Origin of the sequence: Streptomyces sp. NBC_00076 (genome assembly GCF_045041235.1) — a bacterium.
Taxonomy (GTDB): Bacteria; Actinomycetota; Actinomycetes; order Streptomycetales; family Streptomycetaceae; genus Streptomyces.
Genome location: NZ_CP108242.1, coordinates 9,533,708 through 9,554,743, shown reverse-complemented (window position 1 = coordinate 9,554,743; position 21,036 = coordinate 9,533,708). Strand labels below are relative to the sequence as shown.

Here is a 21,036-nt window from a genome sequence, read left to right as displayed (position 1 = left end):
CCGAAGGCATACGGTCAGGCTGACGATAGGTGGTAGGCGCAGTCAAGTACGTCCCGGTATATGGGAGATGCCTCACGCCCTGTGCGACGGGCGTCACACCGCCTCCCCCAACGCCGCGATCACGTCGGCCTTGCGCGGCTGGCCCGCGGCACGTCGGACGATCCGGCCGTCGGCGTCCAGGACCAGCACGGTCGGGGTTTTGAGGATGTCGAGTGCGCGGACGAGGTCGAGGTTGTCCTCGGCGTCGAGTTCGACATGGGTGACACCCGGGACCAGGTCGGCCACCTCGCCCAGGACCCGCCGGGTCGCCCGACAGGGGGCGCAGAAGGCACTCGAGAACTGGACGAGGGTGGCGCGCTCACCGAGCCGCCCGCCAAGTTCCGCCGCGCCGAGCCGCTTTCCGTCGTCGCGCCCGCGCACCCGAATCCTCCCGCTCCGTCGCCGATGCAGCACTCCGTAGGCACTCGCCGCAGCGAGCACCGCCACACACACCACAAGTCCGGTCATCGTCTGCAGCAGCGTTCACAAGACCGCAAAGATTCCCGCCGCCCTGAACCGTTACCGATGCGGAATGCTTCATTCCCATGGACATCGATGTGAGAGGGCCACGCTTCGGCGCGGCCGTGACGACCGTCGTGCTGGCTGTCGTACTGATCACCGGCAGTGCGTGGCTGCTGGCCTGGCAGACGCTGGCGTTCGCGCTGGGTGCGGCGGGCGGCGTGGGGCGTTCACCCTACGGCTGGCTCTTCCGCGGCGCTGTGCGGCCCCGGCTCGGGCCGCCGACCGAGTTCGAGGCGCCGGAGCCGCCCCGGTTCGCGCAGGCAGTGGGCCTTCTGTTCGCGGGCGTTGGCCTCGTCGGCTACACGCTGGGCCCGGACTGGCTGGGACTCGCGGCGACCGGCGCGGCGCTGGCGGCGGCGTTCCTCAATGCCACGTTCGGTTACTGCCTCGGATGCGAGATGTACCTGCTTGTTCGGCGGGCGACCGTACGCGCGGAGTAAAGGCGTCTTAAAAGCCCGTGGTGGATCACGGGTGGACGTGACGAGAATCTCGCCGCCGACAGGCACCAGGACTGGCTCCCCGCCCGTTCTTGGGGCACGATCTGCGAGATGCCGTAAACCTACGGCTGCGTAACTTCGGCCTGGATTCGCCTTCCCAGGCAGAGAAGGAAGGGCCCACACCGTCCATGGCAGAGCTTGTCTACCGTCCCGTCGTTGGTTTCGCCCAGGCCCTGTTCAAGGCGTGGGACCTCAAGATCGACTGCAAGGGTTCGGAGAACATCCCGCGCTCGGGCGGTGCCGTGCTGGTGAGCAATCACATCAGCTACCTGGACTTCGTCTTCGACGGGTTGGCGGCGCTTCCGCAGAAACGTCTCGTGCGGTTCATGGCGAAGGAGTCCGTGTTCCGGCACAAGATCTCGGGCCCGCTGATGCGCGGGATGAAGCACATCCCGGTGGACCGCAAGCAGGGTGAGACGGCGTACGCGCACGCCCTGGACTCGCTGCGGTCCGGCGAGATCGTGGGCGTCTTCCCGGAGGCCACCATCTCCCCCTCCTTCACCCTCAAGTCCTTCAAGTCGGGCGCCGCACGCATGGCACAGGAGGCGGGCGTCCCGCTGATCCCGATGGCCTTGTGGGGCACCCAGCGGCTGTGGACCAAGGGCCACCCACGCAACTTCAAGCGCAGCCACACCCCGGTCACCATCCGCGTGGGCGAGGCGATCGAGGCCTCCCGTGACAAGTACGCGGGCGTGATCACCCGTCAGGTGCGCGAGCGCGTCCAGGAACTCCTGGAGGCCGCCCAGCGCGCCTACCCGGTGCGCCCCAAGGACGCGAACGACACCTGGTGGATGCCGGCCCACCTCGGCGGCACCGCCCCGACCCCGGAAGAGGTCCGTGCGGCCGAGGCGCACTGAGCCCCGCGCTCCACGCCTGCCCGACTAGCGGATGCCCGGTGATCCGGGACTGCGGGCCGCACTGTTGAGGAGTGCCGAACTGCCCTCAGCGTCCGGCCCGTTGACGAGTCCGTGCGCCTCGAGAACGACGGGCATGCCCGGGCCGCGGGCGCCCACCTCCTCCGACACTGTCCGGGACAGGGTCATGACCTGCCTCGGAGTGCGGTGGGGAGCGTCTTCCACAGGGAGGGCCGGTCCGGTGCGGCCTTCAGGGCGCCCAGCACATCCGGGTGCGGTTCGGCGTACAGGACCGGATAGTCCACCTCACCGGAATTCGGGTCAGGGATCCAGGCCGGCCGTTCGCCGTCGAGCGAGAATCGGGCGTCCACACCGGGCTTGTTGCCGCGCGGATCCTGGCGGTGCCAGGCCCCGTTGAAGCGCACGGCGACCAGACCGTGCACGGCGTGACCGACGCCGTCGTCCTGCAGCAGGCGCTGGTAGCAGAGCGCCGTCGGGATGTCCTCGGCCCGCAGCAGGGCCGTCAGCGCGTGGGCCTTCGCGTAGCAGATGCCCGTGCCCTGTGCCAGGACGTCGGAGGCCCGCCAGGTGACGCGCGGGTCTTTCGAGTCCTGCGAGTGGGGAATGGTGTCGCGCACGAACTCGAAGGCAAGCCGTGCATAGGCATACGAGTCCATCGCCTCCTTGGCCAGGCGGGCGGCGGTCTCCCGCACCAGCGGATGATGGTGGTCGATGGCCTCGTCCGCGGCCAAGTACGCGGACAGGTCGGGGGTGTCCTGGATCAGCTCCATGTCCGCAGAGCATAGGAATGCGATCACCCGACAGTCAATGACTTTTCGAGTGACCGCATATCTATGCAAGAGCTAGTGCGCCATCTCCTCCTTCAGCGCGGCCACGAACGCGTCCACCTCGTCCTCGGTCGTGTCGAAGGCGCACATCCAGCGCACGACGCCCGTCGCCTCGTCCCAGAAGTAGAAACGGAACCTCTTCTGCAGGCGCTCGCTCACGTCGTGCGGGAGCCTGGCGAAGACGCCGTTGGCCTGCACCGGATGGATGATCTCCACGCCGTGCACGGCGTGGACCCCCTCGGCCAGCCGCTGGGCCATCTCGTTGGCGTGGCGGGCGTTGCGCAGCCACAGGTCCTTGGCGAGCAGGGCCTCCAACTGCACCGACACGAAGCGCATCTTGGAGGCGAGCTGCATGGACAGCTTGCGCAGGTGCTTCATGTGGCTGACGGCGTCCCGGTCGAGGACGACGACCGCCTCACCGAACAGCGCGCCGTTCTTCGTGCCGCCCAAGGAGAGGATGTCGACGCCGACCGCGTTGGTGAACGTCCGCATCGGCACGTTCAGGGACGCCGCCGCGTTGGCTATCCGCGAGCCGTCCAGGTGGACCTTCATCCCGCGCGCGTGGGCGTGGTCGCAGATCGCGCGGATCTCGTCCGGCGTGTAGAGCGTGCCGAGCTCGGTGCTCTGGGTGATCGAGACGACCTGCGGCATCGCACGGTGCTCGTCCTCCCAGCCGTACGCCTGCCGGTCGATCAGCTCGGGGGTGAGCTTGCCGTCGGGTGTGGGCACGGTGAGCAGCTTCAGGCCGCCCATGCGCTCGGGAGCGCCGCCCTCGTCGACGTTGATGTGCGCGCTCTCGGCGCAGATCACCGCGCCCCAGCGGTCGGTGACCGCCTGGAGCGCGACGACGTTGGCGCCGGTGCCGTTGAAGACCGGGAACGCCTCCGCCGTAGGACCGAAGTGGCTCCGGATGACGCTCTGGAGGTTCTCGGTGTAGTCGTCCTCGCCGTACGCCACCTGGTGGCCGCCGTTGGCCAGGGCCAGGGCGGCCATCACCTCCGGGTGGGCGCCGGCGTAGTTGTCGCTGGCGAAACCGCGGGCCTCAGGGTCGTGATGACGGCGAGCGTCGGTCTTCGGGGGGTTCACAGCTTGTCGGATCACGGCTTCTCGGTCAGCCACAGACGCTTTCCGTTCACTTCGGCGGCGGGCTTCTCCCAGACGCCGACGATCTCCTCGGCCAGGTCCTTGACGTCCGTGAACCCCGCGAACTTCGCGTTGGGGCGCTCGGCGCGCATCGCCTCGTGCACCAACGCCTTCACCACCAGGATGGCAGCGGCGGAGGTGGCTCCGCGAGCTCCCTCGGCGGCGCCCGCCTTGGCGAAGTAGTCGGCGAGCGCGAGCGTCCACGCCTCGGCGGCGGCCTTGGCGGCCGCATAGGCGGCGTTGCCCGCGGTGGGCTTGCTGGCGCCCGCGGCGCTGATCAGGACGTACCGACCGCGGTCGCTGCTCTGCAGCGCCTCGTGGAAGGCGAGGGAGGTGTGCTGCACGGTGCGGATGAGCAGCATCTCCAGCAGGTCCCAGTCGTGCAGGTTGGTCTTGGCGAAGGTCTCGCTGCCGCGCCAGCCGCCGACGAGGTGGACCACGCCGTCGACCCGGCCGAACTCCTTCTCCGTATGGGCGGCCCACTCCAGGGTCGATTCCAGGTCGAGCAGGTCGACCGTCTCGCCGGTGACCGTGGCGCCGCCGGCGCTGTAGCGGGCCGCGTCCACGGCCTCCGCCAGCCGCTCGGGATCATTGTCCGCACCGACGACGGTCGCCCCCGCCTCGGCGAGCCTGAGCAGCGTCGCACGCCCGGCGGGTCCGCCCGCGCCGGCCACCGCGATCACCGCACCGCTGAGAGCCCCGTTCCCCATGGTCTTCGCCTCCTGAGCAGTGGTCCTGGTATCGCGGTCGCTCACGCGGCGATCCGCTCGGCGCTCTCCGCGGTGATGCCCCTGGTGGAGGCGATCACCTTCTTCAGCTTCTTGGAAAGGGCCTCATAGAACATGCTCAGCGGAAACTCGTCCGGAAGCACGTCATCGACGAGTTTTCGCGGCGGCTGGCTCAGGTCGAGGGCGTCGGGGCCCTTGGCCCAGCGGGAGCCCGGGTGCGGGGCGAGGTAGGTGGAGACCAGCTCGTATCCGGCGAACCAGTGGACGAGCTTGGGGCGGTCGATGCCGTCGCGGTACAGCTTCTCGATGTCGGCGCACAGCTGGTTGGTGACCTGGGGCGCGCGCTGCCAGTCGATGAACAGCTTGTTGTCGGTCCAGCGGACCACGTCGTGCTTGTGCAGGTAGGCGAAGAGGAGCTGGCCGCCGAGGCCGTCGTAGTTGCGCACCCGCTCACCGGTGACCGGGAAGCGGAACATGCGGTCGAACAGCACGGCGTACTGCACGTCACGGGCCTGCGGGACGCCGTCGGCCGCCAGCTTCACGGCCTCCCTGAAGGCGGTGAGGTCGCAGCGCAGCTCTTCGAGGCCGTACATCCAGAACGGCTGGCGCTGCTTGATCATGAACGGGTCGAAGGGCAGGTCGCCGTGGCTGTGGGTGCGGTCGTGGACCATGTCCCACAGCACGAAGGCCTCCTCGCAGCGCTTCTGGTCGTGGACCATCGCGGCGATGTCCTCGGGCAGCTCCAGGCCCAGGACGTCGACGGCGGCGTCGGTCACGCGGCGGAAGCGCGCGGCCTCGCGGTCGCAGAAGATGCCGCCCCAGCTGAACCGCTCGGGGGCCTCGCGCACGGCGATGGTCTCCGGGAAGAGGACGGCCGAGTTGGTGTCGTATCCGGACGTGAAGTCCTCGAACTTGATGCCGCAGAACAGCGGGTTGTCGTAGCGGGTCCGCTCCAGTTCGGCGAGCCAGTCGGGCCAGACCATGCGCAGTACGACCGCTTCGAGGTTGCGGTCCGGGTTGCCGTTCTGCGTGTACATCGGGAAGACGACCAGGTGCTGGAGGCCGTCCGCGCGGTTCCCGGCGGGCTGGAAGGCCAGCAGTGAGTCGAGGAAGTCAGGCACCTCGAAGCCACCGTCGGACCAGCGGCGCAGGTCCTTCACGAGGGCCCGGTGGTACGCGACGTCGTGCCCGAGCAGCGGCGACAGCTCCTCCACGGCGTCGACGACCCGCCGGACGGCGCGTTCGGCGTCGGCCGGGTCCGGGGCGCCCTCGGCCAGGAAGTCGATCGACCCGTCCTTGGACTGCCATGGCCGGATCTGCTCCACGGCATCCTTGAGCACGGGCCACGCCGGGTGCTCCACCACCCTGGTCGCGGGAGGAACCTGTTCCCCCGAAGCCGTCTGCACAAGAATTTCCGTCATGTCTCACCCTCCACGGGAGAACCTCGCGTAGGACGACCGTATACACATATGGTTTCGGTCAGCAAGTGGGGGCTCGGGAAATTATCCTGCCTACCCCCCATCATCACGGAATATTTTCCTGCCAGATACCCGGGCGGCAGCTACTTATGCTTCGCGCATCGCTCCCCGTGCAGGGGCGGGTTCATCGCGGGGCGGGGCCGATAGGCTGCAAATCCGCCCGCGCAGCCCTCCGGCCAGGTCTGCGCGGCGTGCCGAGCCGCCGTCGACGGAAGAGAGTCGAACGTTGAACTTCCTCACCATCGGGCACCGGGGAGTCATGGGTGTCGAGCCCGAGAACACCCTGAGATCCTTCGTCGCCGCCGAACAGGCCGGCCTCGATGTCATCGAACTCGATCTGCATCTGAGCAAGGACGACGCGCTCGTCGTGATGCACGACGCCGACGTGGACCGTACGACCGACGGGACCGGCCCGATCGCCGAGCGGACGCTCGACGAGCTGCGCGCGCTGGACGCCGGGCTCGGCGAGCGGATCCCGGTGTTCGAGGAGGTGCTGGACGCCGTAGAACTGCCGCTGCAGGCCGAGATCAAGGACCTGGCGGCGGCCCGCGCGCTCGCCGAGGTCCTGGACCGGCGGAACCTGACCGCCCGCGTGGAGGTGTCCTCGTTCCACGACGAGGCGATCGCCGAGATCACCCGGCTGCTGCCGGGGGTGCGCACCGCGCTGATCGGCAGCCGCTACGGCACCGACATCGTGGAGCGCGCTGTCGAGGCCGGTGCCGCGACCGTCTGCCTCAACATCCGCCGCCTCACCCTCGAAACCGTGGAGGCCGCGCGCAAGGCGGACCTGAGGATCATCGGCTGGGTGGTGAACACACAGGAACAGCTGCGGCTGGTGCGGGCCCTGGAGCTGGACGGCGCGACCACCGACTATCCGGAGATCAGGCGCATCGGCCGCTTCACGGCGTGACGGTCAGGCGACCGCCGTAAGGATCACGCGAGCTCCTTGACCAGCAGCTCGAACTCCAGGTCGTCACGCTGCGGAATGCCGAAACGCTCGTCGCCGTACGGGAAGGGGGTCATCCTTCCCGTACGGCGGTAGCCGCGGCGCTCGTACCAGGCGATGAGGTCCTCGCGTACGGAGATCACGGTCATGTGCATCTCGGTGGCGCCCCAGGTCTCGCGGGCCTGTCGCTCCGCCTCCGTGATGATCACCTTGCCGAGGCCGCCGCCCTGGACGGCCGGGCTGACCGCGAACATCCCGAAGTAGGCGTGGTCGCCGCGGTGTTCGAGCTGGCAGCAGGCGACTATCCGGCCCTCGCGCTCGACTGTGAGCAGCCGGCTGTCGGCCGCCTTGATGACGTCCAGCACGCCCTGCGGGTCGGTCCGCTGCCCTTCGAGGATGTCCGCCTCGGTGGTCCAGCCGGTACGGCTGGAGTCCCCGCGGTACGCCGACTCGATCAGCGCGACCAGGACGTCCACGTCGGCGTCGGTGGCGTCACGAAAGCTCAGTCGGGTGGCGGCGGTCTCCATGGCTCGGATCTCCGGTTCTTCGGCGGGGCACGGCACGGGCATCGATGAGGGTAACGCCGCTGGGCGGCACCACTACGCTCTTGCTGCATGGTGCACGTACTGAGCGGCCGGACGTTGCTGCGGCCCACTGATCCGGAACGGTCCCGTGTCTTCTACGGCGAGCAGTTGGGGCTCGCCGTCCACCGCGAGTTCGGGGAGGGGCCGGAGCGCGGAACCGTCTACTTCCTCGGCGGCGGGTTCCTGGAGGTGTCCGGGCGGTCCGAGGTGCCGCCGTCGCCGGCGATGCGGTTGTGGCTCCAGGTCGCGGACGTGGCCGCGGCTCACGAGGAGCTGCGGGGCAAGGGCGTCGAGATCGTGCGGCCCCCGGTGACGGAGCCGTGGGGGCTGGTCGAGATGTGGATCGCGGATCCGGACGGGACGCGGATCGTGCTGGTGGAGGTGCCGGCGGACCATCCGCTGCGGTACCGGCCCAGTATCTGAGTCGCCGGTTCACAGCCGGATGGCCGGGACACGGACCGGGGCATAGCGTGCTGAGAGGGGGCTTCGCCCACACGGTCTCGAGGCACTCGGAAGGAACGCCATGAAGCTCGACAAGCCGGTGACCGGCGGTCCCTGCTGGACCGAACTGGGGACCAACGACTTGGAGGCGGCGAAGCGCTTCTACACGGAGCTGTTCGGCTGGCGCCCCGAGACCGATGCGCGCCAGGAGGCGGGCGGCTACACGATCGCGCACCTCGGCGACGCCGCGGTCGCCGCCCTGGCCCCGCTGTACCAGGAGTCGCAGCCCGTCGCGTGGAACGTGTCGTTCGCCGTGCGGGACGCCGACGCCACCGCCCGGGAGATCACGGAGGCGGGCGGCACCGTTCTGGTCGGCCCGATGGACGTGTTCGACGTGGGCCGTTTCGCGGTGTCCGTCGATCCGACCGGAGCGGCCTTCCAGCTGTGGCAGGCCCGTTCCTTCCCGGGCGCCGGGCTGTTCAACGCGCCCGGTTCACTGGGCTGGGTGGAGCTGATGACCCGGGCCCCCGAGCAGGCCCGGGCCTTCTACCCGTCGGTCTTCGGCTGGAGCGTCAACGCCTCGGAGCACTACACGCAGTGGGGCCTCGACGGCGCGGACTTCGGCGGCATGGTGACGATGGACGACAAGTTCCCGCCCGAGGTGCCACCGCACTGGCTGCCGTACTTCGCGGTCGCCGACGTGGACACGGCCGCGAGTACCACGACCTCGGCGGGCGGCACCGCCCTCATGGAACCCACCTCCCTCCAGGGGGGCCGTCGCATCGCGGTGCTGCGGGACCCGCAGGGCGCGATGTTCGGGGTGTACCGCTCGCCGGACGAGGACTGAGAAGGAGGGCGCGGGCGGTCGCCACGCCGCCGAGGTCCGCCGGGGCGGCGTGTCCGGACCCGGGCGTCAGAACAATCGCGTCACCGTCACCCGGTCGATGACGGGGGCGTGGGCGGATCGCTGGCCGTGCGGGTTGCGTGTCGCGCCGTCGAAGTCCGGGAGTTCGTCGGCGGTGAGGGTGATCGTGTTGGCGCCCGGCTCCAGGGTGACGGGGACCGAGAGGTTCCAGAAGTTGTTGAAGTGGAAGGTCGTGGGGAACAGGACCCGGTGCGGGTCGGCCCCGTTGACACAGACGTCCGCGTGGCGGCAGACCGGGTCCGGGTTGTAGTGGGTGGCGGGCGCCTGCTCGCCGTTGGCGTAGCGGAGGGTCAGTGCGTGGCGTCCGGCCCGCTCGGCCGACACGGTGAGCGTGAGGGCGTTGCCGGAGCCGCCGCCGATCCCGTCGACCGCCTTGCCGCCGGTGGCGTGCGAGTACCCGGTCACCTTCGCCGTGCCGGTCAGGAGGCCCTCCTCGGCCGGGTACACGGCGCTGGGCAGCAGTCCGCGCGACGGGCCGACGCGCAGCCGGTCCACGACCATGCGCTCCGAACTCCCGGTGACCGTGAGCTTGTTGACGCCTCCGGTGAGGAAGAGCGGCACGGCTCCCCGCTCGACGCGTCCGACGTCCTCGCCGTTGACGCTCAGCAGGCCCTGACCGGGGCCGAGTACGTCGACGGTGACGCTCGCCTCGCCGTCGTCGTCCGCGTGCACCCAGAAGGTGACGGTGCCGCCCCTGGGGAGCACCGCGGCTCCCGGCCCCGAGGCTCCGCGGTGCGCGTAGCTGACGGCCGTCCCGCCGCCGAGTGCGGCGTACTCGGCCTCGTACAGCGCGGTGGTGTCGTCGTCGCACCGTACGAGGTCCAGCCTGTCGACGACGGCGTCCCCCTTGGTGGCGCCGAGTTCGGGGTCCCGCGCCGCGAGGGTGACACGGTGGCTGCCCGCGGTCAGCTCGACGCGGGTGTCGGTGTGCCCCCACACCGCCCACTTGTAGCCGAGCGGAAGCAGCAGCTCGCGCGGGTTCTCGCCATCCACGCGAAGGAAGACGTTGGTGGGCCCGTGCCCGCGCACCAGCTCGGCCTGGTTGTAGGAGTTGGCGAACACCCGGAGTTCGTACGTGCCCTCGCGCGGGGCCTCGATGTCGAAGGCGAGCACGCCGTCGGATCCCGTGCGCAGGCCGCCCACGTGATATCCGCCGGAGGTGGCGAACCGGTCGACGTCGGCCGGGGATCCTTCGGGCCCGTTCCGGGAGTAGCCGCCGCCCGTGTACGTGGCGTCCTCGGCCTCGTACGTCCGCCGTCGGTCCTCCTGGGGCGGCGCGATCGGGGCTCCGTTGCCGCCCGGCGCCAGGATGACCTGGTAGGCGGACATCGCGTCGAGTTTGGACACCGGCAGGGTCACCCGGCCGTCCACGACGGGCAGTTCCTCGTCCCGCAGCAGTGACGGCTGGGCACAGACGCCCACTTGGCCCGTCCACGGTATCTCCTGGATCCGCAGGTGCACGGCCGTCCCGAAGAGGTCGGGGTCGACGCCCTCGAAGACGATGTCGGCCGCGCCGGCCGCGCCCCCGAACAGCACCCGCGCCTGCCGTTTGTCCCGGTCCAGGGCGGCCAGGCCCTGCAGCGTGTACTGCACGTTGGGACGCGGGGCGGTGACCCGGACCGTGTTGCCGGTCAGCTGCCCGTAGGCGTTGAACAGCCACCACTGGCCGTTGCCCTTGCCCGCCTCGACGGCCGAGTCGTTGAGGTTGCCCGCGATGTTCCAGTACGCCAGGTCGGCGTCGACCTTCGACTCCTCGATCGCGGAGATCCACTGCACCATCTGGCCGGGGACGGACACGTGGAAATTGTGCGCGTATTCGTTGAGGTTGACCGGCAGCGGTCCGATGCCCAACTCCCGTTCCATCTCGCGGTACTTGGCCACGTTCGTGCGGACCTCGGCCGGCGAGGACAGCTCGTGCCAGGTGATCACGTCGGGCAGCACGTCCTGGGCCTTGGCGAACTCCAGGAAGTCCCTGACCTCGGGGTACAGGATGCAGGTGTTGGGTCCGGCGATCCGCGCCCGGGGGTCGAGGGTCTTGATGAGGTGGTACGCCTGCTGCCAGGCCGCGAAGTAGTGCCGCGGGTCGGTGCGCCAGGAGGTCCGGTCGTAGCTCCACTCCCCCTCGCCGAACATGTTGCCCTCGGGCTCGTTGAACGGCACGTACACGACATGGGACCGGTACGCGCCCAGGGTCAGGACGTGTTCGACCTGGCGGCGCACGACCTCCAGGAATCCGGCCAGCCGCTCCTCGCCGGTGGCGCCGGGCCACTCGTAGGGGAAGCCTCGGTAGTGGTCGGGCAGGTAGACGTACACGTCCTGGCCGCCCGCCGCGACGAAGGACGGGAGGATCTCCAGCGCGTCGGCACCCGGATGCTGGATGCCGTCCTGGGCCTTGGTCGTGACTGTGCGGACGTACATGCCCTCGACGACCTCGCGACTGGGCACTCCGTCGCCGTACAGGCCGTAGAGCGTGCCGCTCGCGCCCCCGTGGAAGGGGCCCGTCTCGGCTCCGAGGTCGACGGTGAGCCGGTCGGGAACGATGACGATCCGATCAGAGGTGCCGGTGAGCCGATCAGAAACGGGGGCGGCGGGGTCTTCGGTTGTCACGGCCTCATCCTTCGTCCGGCATGTCGTACGCCAGTCGATGATCCGAACCGGCCTGGTCGAACGTAAGAAGGGCACGTCGGCCGCGTCAATGGCACGCAGGCTTCGAAAGTTGCGGAGCCGGGGGGCACCGGAGGGAACTCAGGGGCGTGGCGCTCCGAGGCGGCCCTCCAGCCGGCTCAGCAACCCGGCGAGCAGGTCGGACAGTTCGTCCCGATGGGCCGGGTCGATTCCCGACAGCACGGAGGTCTCGTAGGCGAGCTGTTCGGGGAGGATGCCGTCGACCAAATCGCGTCCGGCGTCCGTGAGACGGACGTGTGCGACGCGGCGGTCGCGGGTGTCGCCGCGCCGCTCGACCAGACCGCGCTCGGTCAGGGCCTTGAGGCGCTTGGTGACGGCGGCGCCCGAGGAGAAGGTCTCGCGGGCCAGTTCGCCGGGGGTGAGCTCGTGGCCGGTGCGGCGCAGCGCGCCCAGCAGGTCGAACTCGGGGCGACTGAGGCCGGCCCGGCGCAGCGGGGCGTCCTCGGCCTGTTGGAGGAGGGCGGCGCAGCGGTTGACCCGGCCGATGATCTCCATGGGGCCGGTGTCGAGATCGGGGTGGACGGCCTGCCACTGCCGTACGACCGCGGAGACCGTGTCGCTCCTGGTCGCGTCCTGTGCCGTCATCGGCCCTCCACCGGTCGCCGTCATGGCCGTACGCCCTCCGTCGTGTCCGTGTGCCGGTCCAGGTGCAGCCCCTGGCGCCGAACCGTCGCCGCGAGCGTACGGTGTCCGGACTGTTCGGCGCGCACGACCCTCTCGTGCGGCAGAGCACGCTGCCACCACTCGCCGGACGCGGCCTCCACCGTGCCGCGCAGCTCCAGCAGGGCGGCGGAGAGGCCGCGCCGGGCGGCTTCGAGGGCGCCCGGGGCGGGGTCCGGCTCGGCCAGGAGCCGGGCGGCGTGTTCGCGGGCACGCTCGACGCCGGTCAGCGCGTGCCCGACGCGGTCACCCGCGCGGCGGTTGGTGACGGCGACGGCCGCGGCGAGGCCGACCAGGGCTCCGACGAGGGTGTCCACGGCCCTCTCGACGATCAGCTGTCCGGGCTGCTGGAAGCCGGCGAACTCGGTGATGAGCAGCGCCATCGGGGTCACGCAGACGCTGCCGAGCCAGTAGTTGCGGCTCATCAGCGCCTCCGCCCCGAAGTTGAAGGCGAGGCAGCACAGGACCAGCGCCGCCGGGCCGAGATGGACCAGTGGAGCCACCGCGGCGAAGAGGAGGACGCCGACGAGGTTGCCGACCACGCGCTGGACGCCCCGGGTCCAGGTGAGGGTGAGGTTCGCCTGGTAGAGCGAGGCGGCCGTGACCAGGGCCCAGTAGGGGCGGCCGACACCGAGCGCGAGGGAGGCGTAGCCGGCGAGGGCGCAGCCGAGGGCGGTACGCAGGGCGAGCGGGGTCAGCGGGCCGAGGCGGGTCCACCACGGGCGGGCCGGGGCGGCGAGTTCGGCGTCGACGCCGAGTAGTTCGGCGGTCTCGGCCGGTCGTTCGGCCACTGGTGGGACCGGTCCGGTGCCGCGCAGGTCGCGGGCCCAGGCGCGCAGCCGCCGCGGGTCCGTGTCGGCGGGGGCGGCGAGGGCGACCTCGGCACGGACGAGGAGCCGTTCGAGGGCGCGCCGGGTCGTGGTGCGGCCACCGGCGGACAACAGGCTCTGCCAGGCGGCCTGTACGGCGGCGGCCGCGGCGGCGCGGGCCTTCGCGTGTGCGTCGCCGCCGCCGCTGGTGGCGGCGTGGGCGGCCGCCGCGTCCAGGGCGTGTGCGGTGGCGCGGCGCTCGGGACCGTGCGGGCGCAGCAGCCCGGGCGCCATGCCGACGAACCAGGCCCATCCGCCCGTCCCCGCGGCCAGCGCCAGGTGGCCGGGGACCTGGCCGAGGGTCTGCGGAGCGAACAGCGCGGCGGAACTGATGAAGGTGAGGACCACGTTGCCGGGCGGCCCCACGCGAGTGGCGTCGCACAGCGTCTTCTGTACGGCGGCCAGGACGGCGCCGACGGTCACCAGGACGACGGCGCTGCCGGTGAGCGAGGCCGTGACCAGCGCGGCCGCGAGACCGCCGAGCATGCCGAGCACGACCCAGGCCAGGGCGCGGGCCCGAGCGGCGTAGGGGCGGTTGTGGGCGTACAGCGCGCACAGGGCCCCGGCCATCGCGTACATCGCCAGGTCGAGCCGACCGAGCGCCAGCAGGGTCAGATTGGGCGGGGCGACCGCGACGACCACGCTCAGGGCGGGCTTGAACCAGATGTCGGAAGGCCGGCCGAGGCGCAGCACACCGGCCAGCGGGAGGCGTCGGGCGGGCTGGGTGTCGGAGGTTGGGGTCGCACGGCTCATGAGGTAGAAGCTTAGCAGGTGTTTTACTCGTAAAAAATACTCTCTGACCTGCCGTGCTCCGTCGAATGCTCCCCGTATACCCCCTTGCGCCCGCTTGCGCGCCGAGGGACGGGGGCATTCCTTGACCGACCGTCGAGCATCGACGAGCACCGCCGAGCGGGGAGGTGGGCGTGCACGGACCGGCTTCGTCCGGCTGGCTGCTGGTGGTGCTGTGCGCGGCGGCCGGGGCGTACTGCCTGCGGCGGATGCGCAGTGGCGTCGAGGCGCAGCGCCGGGCCGCGGGTGGCGAGGCGCTGATGGGTTTCGGCATGGCCGCGATGGCCGTACCGGCGGCGGTGTTCACCCCGCCGTCCTGGGCCTGGCCCGCCTATGCCCTGGTGTTCGGCGCGGCCGCGCTGCACGCCCTGTGGGCGGCGCGGGCCGGCGCACATCACCTGCACCACCTCATGGGGGCCTTGGCCATGGTCTACATGGCCGCGGTCATGGCCGTCTCCCCGCAAGGGCACGGCGGCCACGGCGGCGCGGGGGTGCCGCTGGTGACCGGGGCTCTGCTGCTCTACTTCGCGGGGTACGTCCTGCTGTCCGGCGTACGGCTGGTCCCGGCCGGCGGCGGAGGCGAGACCGTGGGGTGGGGGGACCGGCCGGAGCTGGCAAGGGCGTGCCGGCTGTCGATGGGGATCGCGATGGTGACGATGCTGCTGACGCTCTGACGCGCCGGCCCGGCACGACGGACGAACCGTTGCCTGCGCCACTTCGGCCTCGGGGGCCGTACCTGTGAGCGGTGTCGCGCTCATAGTCTGCTCCCATGATGCTCCCCGCGGCACTGTTGCTGCTCGGCGCCCTGACCGCCGTCGTCGCTCCGCGGCTACTCGCCCGGGCCGACTGGGCGGACCACGAGCCCGTCCTCGCCCTGTGGGTGTGGCAGTGCGCGGTGGCGGCCGTCCTGGTGTGCTGCGCGTTGTCGATGACGCTCAGCGCGGCGGTGGCCTGGCAGGCGGTCCGCGGCCATGTGTTCGCGCCCGCGCCGAACACCGTCGTTGCTGCCTACACCCTCGGCACGGCCGGCCCGTGGGCCGCGACCACCGCCGTGGCACTGGCCTGTGGCGGAATGTGGAGTGCGGCGATGCTGGTGCGTGAGGTGGTCCGCGCGCGGGCCCGACGCAGGCGGCGGCAGGGCGAACTCCTCGTCCGGGCACCGCTGTTGCCCGGTGAGGAGCCCGGCAGCCGGCTCGTGGTGCTGGAGGGCGAGCGGCCCGACGCCTGGTGGCTGGCGGGGGCGAGGCCGCGGCTCGTCGTCACCACGGCCGCGTTGCGCCGTCTGAAGGGGCGGCAACTGGACGCTCTCGCCGCACACGAGGAGGGACACGCCCAGGCCCGGCACGACTGGCTGCTGCACTGCTCCGCCGCCCTGGCCGGCGGGTTTCCGCAGGTTCCGGTGTTCGCCGCGTTCCGGGACGAGATGCATCGACTGGTCGAACTCGCCGCGGACGACATGGCGTCCCGCCGCTTCGGCCGACTGACCACGGCGCTCGCCCTGGTCGAACTCAACGAGGACCGGGGCGTGTTCGGCCCCGCCCCGGCCCCGCACGCCCATCTGCCCCGGCGGGTGCATCGTCTGCTCGCTCCCCCGGTCCGGTTCACCGCGGCCCGCCGGCTCAGGCTGACCGCGGCCGCCGCGCTGGTTCCGGTCGTCCCGGTGCTGGTGGCGTTCGTGCCGGGGCTACGCGCACTGGGGTGACCGACAGGACGCCTCCCCCGGGCCCGCCCGAACCGCGAGGACACCCCGGCGGCGCACCGAGATCACCTAGGCATCGGCTTGATCTCGCCCGGGATTGGCCTCACGCCCCACAGTTCGGCGAGGATCGCACCATGCACACTCCGCCCGTCGACTCCCCGCCCCGCCCGCCGGCGCACCGCACCGCCGCCCGCGCCGCCGGCGTCCTCGCGCTGTGCTCCACGCTGCTCCTCGTGCTGGTCGCGGTGGAATGGCCTCCCCTGATCACCCTCGACGAGGACATCGCCCGCACCACCCACCGCTGGGCGGTGGACGAACGCGGTGTCACCCACACGTTCCGGATCCTGACGGACTGGATCTGGGACCCGTGGGCGATGCGCCTCCTGTGCGCGGTCGTCGTGGTGTGGCTGGTGTGGCGGCACGCGGACTGGTGGACGGCCGGGTGGCTCACCGCCACCTGCGCGCTGGGCACGCTGGTGCAGCAGGTGCTCAAGACCGCGGTCGGGCGGGCCCGGCCGGTCTGGCCCGACCCCGTCGACACGGCCCACTTCGCGGCCTTCCCCTCGGGCCACGCCATGACCGCCACGGTCGTCTGCGGTCTGCTCCTGTGGCTGCTGCACCGCCACGGCGCGGGCCGCGCCCTGTGGAGCACGGTCCTGACCCTCTGCGTGCTCTCCGTCGTCGGCGTCGGCCTCACCCGGATCTGGCTCGGCGTCCACTGGTCCACGGACGTGCTCGGCGGCTGGCTTCTGGGCGCGCTGACGGTGGCCCTGGCGGTACTGGCCCACCTGCGTTGGCGGCCGGACACCCCGCCGGCGGGAAATCCGGCCTCGTAGGATCACTCCATGGCTGCCGTGTTGTTCGACTTCTCAGGGACCCTCTTCCGTATCGAGTCCGGTGAATCGTGGCTGCGAGCTGTCCTGACGCAGGCTGGACTCGCCCTTCCCGAGCCCGAGTTGCTGCGGGCCGCGCAGGATCTGGAGAGCGTCGGCGCACTGCCCGGCGGGGCAAATGCGATACGTCCGGTCCCCGACGAGCTCGCCCCGCTCTGGGAGATCCGCGACAAGAGCGCCGACCTGCACCGGGCCGCGTACACCGGCCTCGCCCGCCAAGTACCGCTGCCCGACCCCGCGTTGCACGACGCGCTGTACGACCGGCACATGACCCCGGCCGCCTGGGCCCCGTATCCCGACGCCGCCGAGGTGCTGCGCACGCTGCGCGAGCGTGGGATCGGGGTGGGCGTGGTCAGCAACATCGGCTGGGATCTGCGCCCGGTGTTCCTCGAGCACGGACTCGACCCGTACATCGACACCTATGTGCTGTCGTACGAGCACGGCATCCAGAAGCCGGACCCACGGCTGTTCGCGACGGCCTGCGCGGCACTCGACGCCGATCCTCGTGACGTCCTGATGGTCGGCGACGACCGGCGCGCGGACGGCGGCGCGACAGCTCTGGGCTGCGGGGTCCACTTCGTGGACCATCTGCCGGTGACGCAGCGACCGGACGGGCTGCGGCCGGTGCTCGGCCTGGTCGGCTGACTTCTGCGCGAGGCCCGGCCCCGCCGTCCGAGAGGAAACCCAGCCCGGCCGGGCCGCAGCCGAGTGGCGAGAGCCGCCGGAAAGTAGCCCAAGGCCACCACCCGGGCGCGATGCTCGCCCACCCTGGACGATCCCCCGCGTCGCCCAGGGCAGACGGCAGCCCCGACCGCGCCCTCACGGGCACCGGTCCGGACGCCTTGAGTATAGTTGGCTGGCAGCCAGTCAACGCAGGAGTTACAGCATGTCCCCGCGCAGCGCCTCGGTCAATGAAGAGTTGCGGCGGCGTTCCCGGGAGCGGCTTCTGCAGGCGGCGGTCGAGCTGGTGAGCGAGCGCGGGTACGAGGCGACGACGCTCGGCGACATCGCGGACCGGGCCGGCTCAGCGCGCGGACTGGTCTCGTACTACTTCCCCGGCAAACGCACGCTGGTGCAGTCCGCCGTGCACCGGCTGATGCACCGCACGCTGGAGGAGGCGCTGGAGCGCGAGCCTCGCACCCTGGACGGCCGGGAGCGGATGGCCCGGGCCATCGACGCGATCCTGGGGCTGGCACGGGACCGGCCCGTGCTGATGCGCCAGCACATGGCCGGGCTGCTGCAGGACGAGGGGTTCATGCCGTGCCCGGAGCAGCGGCGCCTGGCCGAGCTGCTGCGCGACACCGTGGCCCGTGGCGGCTCGCAGGACGTCGACGCCGACTACCCGATGCTGCGCGCGCTGCTCATGGGCGCGGTCTACGCGGCACTGGTGCCCGGCGCACCGATGCCCGTGCCGACGCTGCGCGCCGAGTTGTTCCAGCGCTACCGGATCGACTGGGAGCAGGGGGTCCCGCCGGACACCTCCATGGCGTCCGGCGGGACCGGTGACACCGACCTGTCGAGATTCTTCGCGACCGGGCCCGCGCCGGAATGCGGCGGGGACCGTCAGTCGAAGTAATCCGGCTGTGTCTGGACGTTGAGTTCGCCCAGCCGGACCCGCTTGGCCGGGTCGGTGCGACGGTCGTCGAGCTTCAGCACGTCGAAGCCCTTGGCGATGTCGTTCGAGTAGATGTAGCCGTTGTAGTAGTACGCCGACCAGGAACCGCCGGTCGTCATCGTGTCGACGCTCAGCGGGCCCCGCTCGAAGTACGCGATCTCCTTGGGCTTCGAGGAGTTGGTGAAGTCCCAGACGGAGACGCCGCCCTGGTACCACGCCTGGACCATGAGGTCCTTGCCCTTGACCGGGATCAGCGAGCCGTTGTGGGCCACGCAGTTCTCGGTGTCGGCCTGGTGGCGCGGGATCTTGTAGTAGCTGCGGAAGACCAGCTTGCGGTGGTCACCCCTGCCGACGACGTCGTAGATGCCGTCCGCACCGCGGTTCGGGCCGGTCGCCGCGTTGCAGGTGGCCGCACCGCCGCCGCCCAACTCGTCGGTGAAGACGACCTTGTCGGCCTTCTGGTTGAAGGTCGCCGAGTGCCAGAACGCGAAGTTCACGTTGTCCTGCACCCGGTCGATGACCTTCGGACGCGCGGGGTCCTTGATGGAGAACAGGATGCCGTCGCCCATGCAGGCACCGGCCGCCAGGTCCTTCGAGGGCAGCACGGTGATGTCGTGGCAGCCGGTGGTCTTGGAGACACCCGGGTTGGTGGGCGCGCCGGGGTTTCCGCCGCCGTCCGGGCCTTCACCGGGGAAGAGCACCGGGAAGTTCACGACCGCCGCCTTCTCGGGGGCGTTGCGCGGCACCTTGATGACCGAGATGCCGTCGTGCGGCGGCTGGCAGTCGGGGTAGGTGGCGCTCGGCGAGTACGAGGAGACGTAGAGGTAGACGTTCCTGCGCTCGGGCACCAGCGTGTGGGTGTGCGAGCCGCAGGCGGTCTCGACGGCGGCGACGTACCTCGGGTTGGTCTTGTCGCTGATGTCGAAGACCTTCATGCCCTCCCACGACGACTTCTCGGTGGCGGGCTGCGTGGTGCTGTTGCAACTGCTGTCGCTGCGCGAGGAGTCCGTGGACAGGAACAGCAGGTTGCCGGAGACGGTGATGTCGTTCTGCGAGCCCGGGCACAGGACCTGGGAGACGGTCCTCGGCGTCTTCGGGTTGCTGATGTCGAAGATGCGGAAGCCGTCGTAGTTGCCGGCGTAGGCGTACTTGCCCTGGAAGGCGAGGTCCGAGTTGGTGCCGGGCAGAACGTCCTTGGGGACGTTGGCGAGGTGCTTGATGTTGGCCGAGTGGACGATCTGGTCCGGGGCCGGGATCTCGTCCTCCGCGATCGCCGCCCGGACCTCTGCTTCGACACTCTTGGACACGCCCTCGCTCTTCGCGGGCGCGTCCCCGGGGTCGGGGGTCGCGGCCGCCGGAGCCGCCGTCAGAAGCGCGGCCAGCAGGCCGACGGCAGCCGCCCCAACTCCCAGGCGTCTGCGCCGGGTTCGGGGATTGCTTAACAGGATCACTGTTCCCTCCCTTGATCCGTTCGGTGTGAACGGTTCACGCACCACGCAGTATCGTCTTAGCCATGCCCATATCAACAGTGGGCAACGAGCCTGTAATGAAGGTTTTCGATCAGTCACGCGCCGGAGCGTGCTAGGACGGTCATCGGCACTCACGAGGTGCCCCTCATCCCGCCTGCCACAGGAGGTCGTTGTGCCCTTACGCCGCGAGTCGCGCGCACCCCTCGCCACCACCGCACTGGTCGCCCTGGCCGTGCTCGGGCTCGGGGCCTGTGACTCCGGTCCGGACCCGAAGCCGGCCTCGGCGACCGCCCCCTCGGTGCTGGTGCCCGGCAAGCCCGGCGAGGCGAACCGCACGATGTCCGCCGAGGACGCACAGGCCCAGCGCGTCGACGACGACACCCCCAACACGGCGGACGTCGGCTACGCCCGAATGATGATCGAGCACCACAGACAGGCACTGGAGATGACCGAACTGGCCCCGAAGCGCGCGCAGTCGTCGAAGGTCAAGGGGCTCGCCGAGCGGATCGCCGCCGCGCAGGGGCCGGAGATCAGCACCATGCGGGGCTGGCTGACGGAACACGGCGAGGACGAGAAGGGCGGCGGGCACGAGCACACCGTGATGCCCGGTATGGCGACCGAGGCGCAACTGAAGAAACTTCAAGCCGCCCGGGGCAAGGCCTTCGACCAGCTCTTCCTCACCCTGATGATCACCCATCACGAGGGCGCGATCACCATGGCCACGGACGTCAAGGCGCAGGGCAACAACGTACGGATCGAGGAGATGGCCGACGACGTGATCGCCCAGCAGACCAGCGAGATCACCCGGATGCGGGCCATGCCGTGACCCCTGGCCGGCCAACGGCCCAACTCAGCACCGCGTGTGACGTGGCGTCAGCAGACCGGCGTCACGCGCCTGCGCGATCAGCCTGAGGGACTTGCGGCGGCTGTGCCCGGTCGCGCACATCACCGCGAGGACGGGGTCGTCCCCCTCCAGCTGGGCCGCGCGGTACTCCTGCGCGACCAGCCGACGCCCCTCGATGCCACGCGGCCACGCGGGACGGGCGCGACGCGACCCGGCCGCCTTCGCGGCGGGCCCGGGTCCGCCACCACAGGCCTCGAAGAGAGGCCCCTCGACCCAGTCCGCGAGTTCGGCCAGATCGTCGAGCGACAGCCCCGGCCGGGCCCGGACGTCCTCGATCGAGACGCCCCCTTCGGACACCGCGGCGAGCGCGGCGACCCCGGCGCCGTCGGTGAACTCCAGCCGGACGTCGAACCACGACGTCACGCCCCCGTCCTCCCGCACTTCCCACGCGGGCCACACGGACACGATGCCGTCGGCCGGACAACGATCAGAAAGATTAAGAAAGGAT

The 21,036-nt window shown here is 70.8% G+C and carries 22 protein-coding genes; 11 read left to right on the top strand and 11 right to left on the bottom strand.

Features of this window, described 5'->3' with window-relative positions:
- Window positions 1-93 precede the first annotated feature (93 nt).
- On the bottom strand, window positions 94-507 hold the full coding sequence (locus tag OHA64_RS42830; protein WP_405622596.1) for a TlpA family protein disulfide reductase: 414 nt from the start codon (window positions 505-507) through the stop codon (window positions 94-96).
- 77 nt (window positions 508-584) lie between these two features.
- Between OHA64_RS42830 and OHA64_RS42825 the strand changes: the two genes are divergently transcribed.
- A complete protein-coding gene (locus tag OHA64_RS42825) occupies window positions 585-1,001 on the top strand; it encodes a DUF4395 domain-containing protein (RefSeq protein WP_405622595.1) in 417 nt (138 codons plus the stop codon).
- 185 nt (window positions 1,002-1,186) lie between these two features.
- Window positions 1,187-1,915, top strand: a complete 729-nt coding sequence (locus OHA64_RS42820) for a lysophospholipid acyltransferase family protein (RefSeq protein ID WP_405622594.1) — start codon at window positions 1,187-1,189, stop codon at window positions 1,913-1,915.
- 182 nt (window positions 1,916-2,097) lie between these two features.
- On the opposite strand, the gene OHA64_RS42815 is transcribed toward OHA64_RS42820, so the two are convergent.
- From OHA64_RS42815 to OHA64_RS42800, 4 genes are all read right to left on the bottom strand, one after another.
- Window positions 2,098-2,703, bottom strand: coding sequence for a transglutaminase family protein (locus OHA64_RS42815; protein ID WP_405622593.1), 606 nt, complete (start codon window positions 2,701-2,703; stop codon window positions 2,098-2,100).
- A 72-nt stretch (window positions 2,704-2,775) separates the two neighbouring features.
- Complete coding sequence (locus tag OHA64_RS42810; protein ID WP_405622592.1) at window positions 2,776-3,846, bottom strand: threonine aldolase family protein; 1,071 nt, start codon at window positions 3,844-3,846, stop codon at window positions 2,776-2,778.
- 11 nt (window positions 3,847-3,857) lie between these two features.
- The gene (locus OHA64_RS42805) at window positions 3,858-4,613 is read right to left on the bottom strand and encodes an SDR family NAD(P)-dependent oxidoreductase (protein WP_405624349.1); all 756 of its coding nucleotides are present in this window, start codon (window positions 4,611-4,613) and stop codon (window positions 3,858-3,860) included.
- A gap of 41 nt (window positions 4,614-4,654) precedes the next feature.
- Window positions 4,655-6,052 (bottom strand): DUF6421 family protein, encoded by a 1,398-nt coding sequence (locus OHA64_RS42800; RefSeq protein ID WP_405622591.1) that lies wholly within the window; start codon window positions 6,050-6,052, stop codon window positions 4,655-4,657.
- Between the two features lie 283 nt (window positions 6,053-6,335).
- Here OHA64_RS42800 and OHA64_RS42795 point away from each other — a divergent pair, with 283 nt between their 5' ends.
- Window positions 6,336-7,019: a glycerophosphodiester phosphodiesterase gene (locus OHA64_RS42795; RefSeq protein WP_405622590.1), complete on the top strand. Its 684-nt coding sequence runs from the start codon at window positions 6,336-6,338 to the stop codon at window positions 7,017-7,019.
- Window positions 7,020-7,042: 23 nt separating this feature from the next.
- Here OHA64_RS42795 and OHA64_RS42790 read toward each other — a convergent pair whose 3' ends face one another.
- Complete coding sequence (locus tag OHA64_RS42790) at window positions 7,043-7,582, bottom strand: GNAT family N-acetyltransferase (protein WP_405624348.1); 540 nt, start codon at window positions 7,580-7,582, stop codon at window positions 7,043-7,045.
- Between the two features lie 87 nt (window positions 7,583-7,669).
- Between OHA64_RS42790 and OHA64_RS42785 the strand changes: the two genes are divergently transcribed.
- Window positions 7,670-8,062 carry a VOC family protein gene (locus OHA64_RS42785; protein WP_405622589.1) on the top strand — a complete coding sequence of 131 codons (393 nt, stop codon included), beginning with the start codon at window positions 7,670-7,672 and terminating at the stop codon, window positions 8,060-8,062.
- A gap of 100 nt (window positions 8,063-8,162) precedes the next feature.
- A complete protein-coding gene (locus tag OHA64_RS42780; protein WP_405622588.1) occupies window positions 8,163-8,927 on the top strand; it encodes a VOC family protein in 765 nt (254 codons plus the stop codon).
- Window positions 8,928-8,993: 66 nt separating this feature from the next.
- On the opposite strand, the gene OHA64_RS42775 is transcribed toward OHA64_RS42780, so the two are convergent.
- From OHA64_RS42775 to OHA64_RS42765, 3 genes are all read right to left on the bottom strand, one after another.
- Window positions 8,994-11,552, bottom strand: coding sequence for a cellulosome protein (locus OHA64_RS42775; protein ID WP_405624347.1), 2,559 nt, complete (start codon window positions 11,550-11,552; stop codon window positions 8,994-8,996).
- A 198-nt stretch (window positions 11,553-11,750) separates the two neighbouring features.
- Window positions 11,751-12,299 (bottom strand): MarR family winged helix-turn-helix transcriptional regulator, encoded by a 549-nt coding sequence (locus tag OHA64_RS42770; protein WP_405622587.1) that lies wholly within the window; start codon window positions 12,297-12,299, stop codon window positions 11,751-11,753.
- A complete protein-coding gene (locus tag OHA64_RS42765; protein ID WP_405622586.1) occupies window positions 12,296-13,972 on the bottom strand; it encodes an FUSC family protein in 1,677 nt (558 codons plus the stop codon). The genes OHA64_RS42770 and OHA64_RS42765 overlap by 4 nt, the downstream gene beginning before the upstream one ends.
- Before the next feature lie 170 nt (window positions 13,973-14,142).
- Between OHA64_RS42765 and OHA64_RS42760 the strand changes: the two genes are divergently transcribed.
- The 5 genes from OHA64_RS42760 to OHA64_RS42740 all read left to right on the top strand — a co-directional run bounded on the left by OHA64_RS42760 (window position 14,143) and on the right by OHA64_RS42740 (window position 18,176).
- Window positions 14,143-14,682: a DUF5134 domain-containing protein gene (locus tag OHA64_RS42760; protein WP_405622585.1), complete on the top strand. Its 540-nt coding sequence runs from the start codon at window positions 14,143-14,145 to the stop codon at window positions 14,680-14,682.
- Between the two features lie 95 nt (window positions 14,683-14,777).
- A complete protein-coding gene (locus OHA64_RS42755; RefSeq protein ID WP_405622584.1) occupies window positions 14,778-15,710 on the top strand; it encodes a M56 family metallopeptidase in 933 nt (310 codons plus the stop codon).
- Between the two features lie 131 nt (window positions 15,711-15,841).
- On the top strand, window positions 15,842-16,543 hold the full coding sequence (locus OHA64_RS42750) for a phosphatase PAP2 family protein (RefSeq protein ID WP_405622583.1): 702 nt from the start codon (window positions 15,842-15,844) through the stop codon (window positions 16,541-16,543).
- Window positions 16,544-16,552: 9 nt separating this feature from the next.
- Complete coding sequence (locus OHA64_RS42745) at window positions 16,553-17,245, top strand: HAD family hydrolase (protein ID WP_405622582.1); 693 nt, start codon at window positions 16,553-16,555, stop codon at window positions 17,243-17,245.
- A 241-nt stretch (window positions 17,246-17,486) separates the two neighbouring features.
- Window positions 17,487-18,176, top strand: coding sequence for a TetR/AcrR family transcriptional regulator (locus OHA64_RS42740; RefSeq protein WP_405622581.1), 690 nt, complete (start codon window positions 17,487-17,489; stop codon window positions 18,174-18,176).
- On the opposite strand, the gene OHA64_RS42735 is transcribed toward OHA64_RS42740, so the two are convergent.
- A complete protein-coding gene (locus OHA64_RS42735) occupies window positions 18,164-19,666 on the bottom strand; it encodes an LVIVD repeat-containing protein (protein ID WP_405622580.1) in 1,503 nt (500 codons plus the stop codon). The two genes, OHA64_RS42740 and OHA64_RS42735, sit on opposite strands and share 13 nt — an antisense overlap.
- Window positions 19,667-19,856: 190 nt before the next feature.
- Between OHA64_RS42735 and OHA64_RS42730 the strand changes: the two genes are divergently transcribed.
- Window positions 19,857-20,510, top strand: coding sequence for a DUF305 domain-containing protein (locus OHA64_RS42730; RefSeq protein ID WP_405622579.1), 654 nt, complete (start codon window positions 19,857-19,859; stop codon window positions 20,508-20,510).
- Window positions 20,511-20,534: 24 nt separating this feature from the next.
- On the opposite strand, the gene OHA64_RS42725 is transcribed toward OHA64_RS42730, so the two are convergent.
- Entirely contained in the window at window positions 20,535-20,993 is a 459-nt protein-coding gene (locus tag OHA64_RS42725; protein WP_405622578.1) for a DUF6214 family protein, read from the bottom strand.
- Window positions 20,994-21,036: the final 43 nt, after the last annotated feature.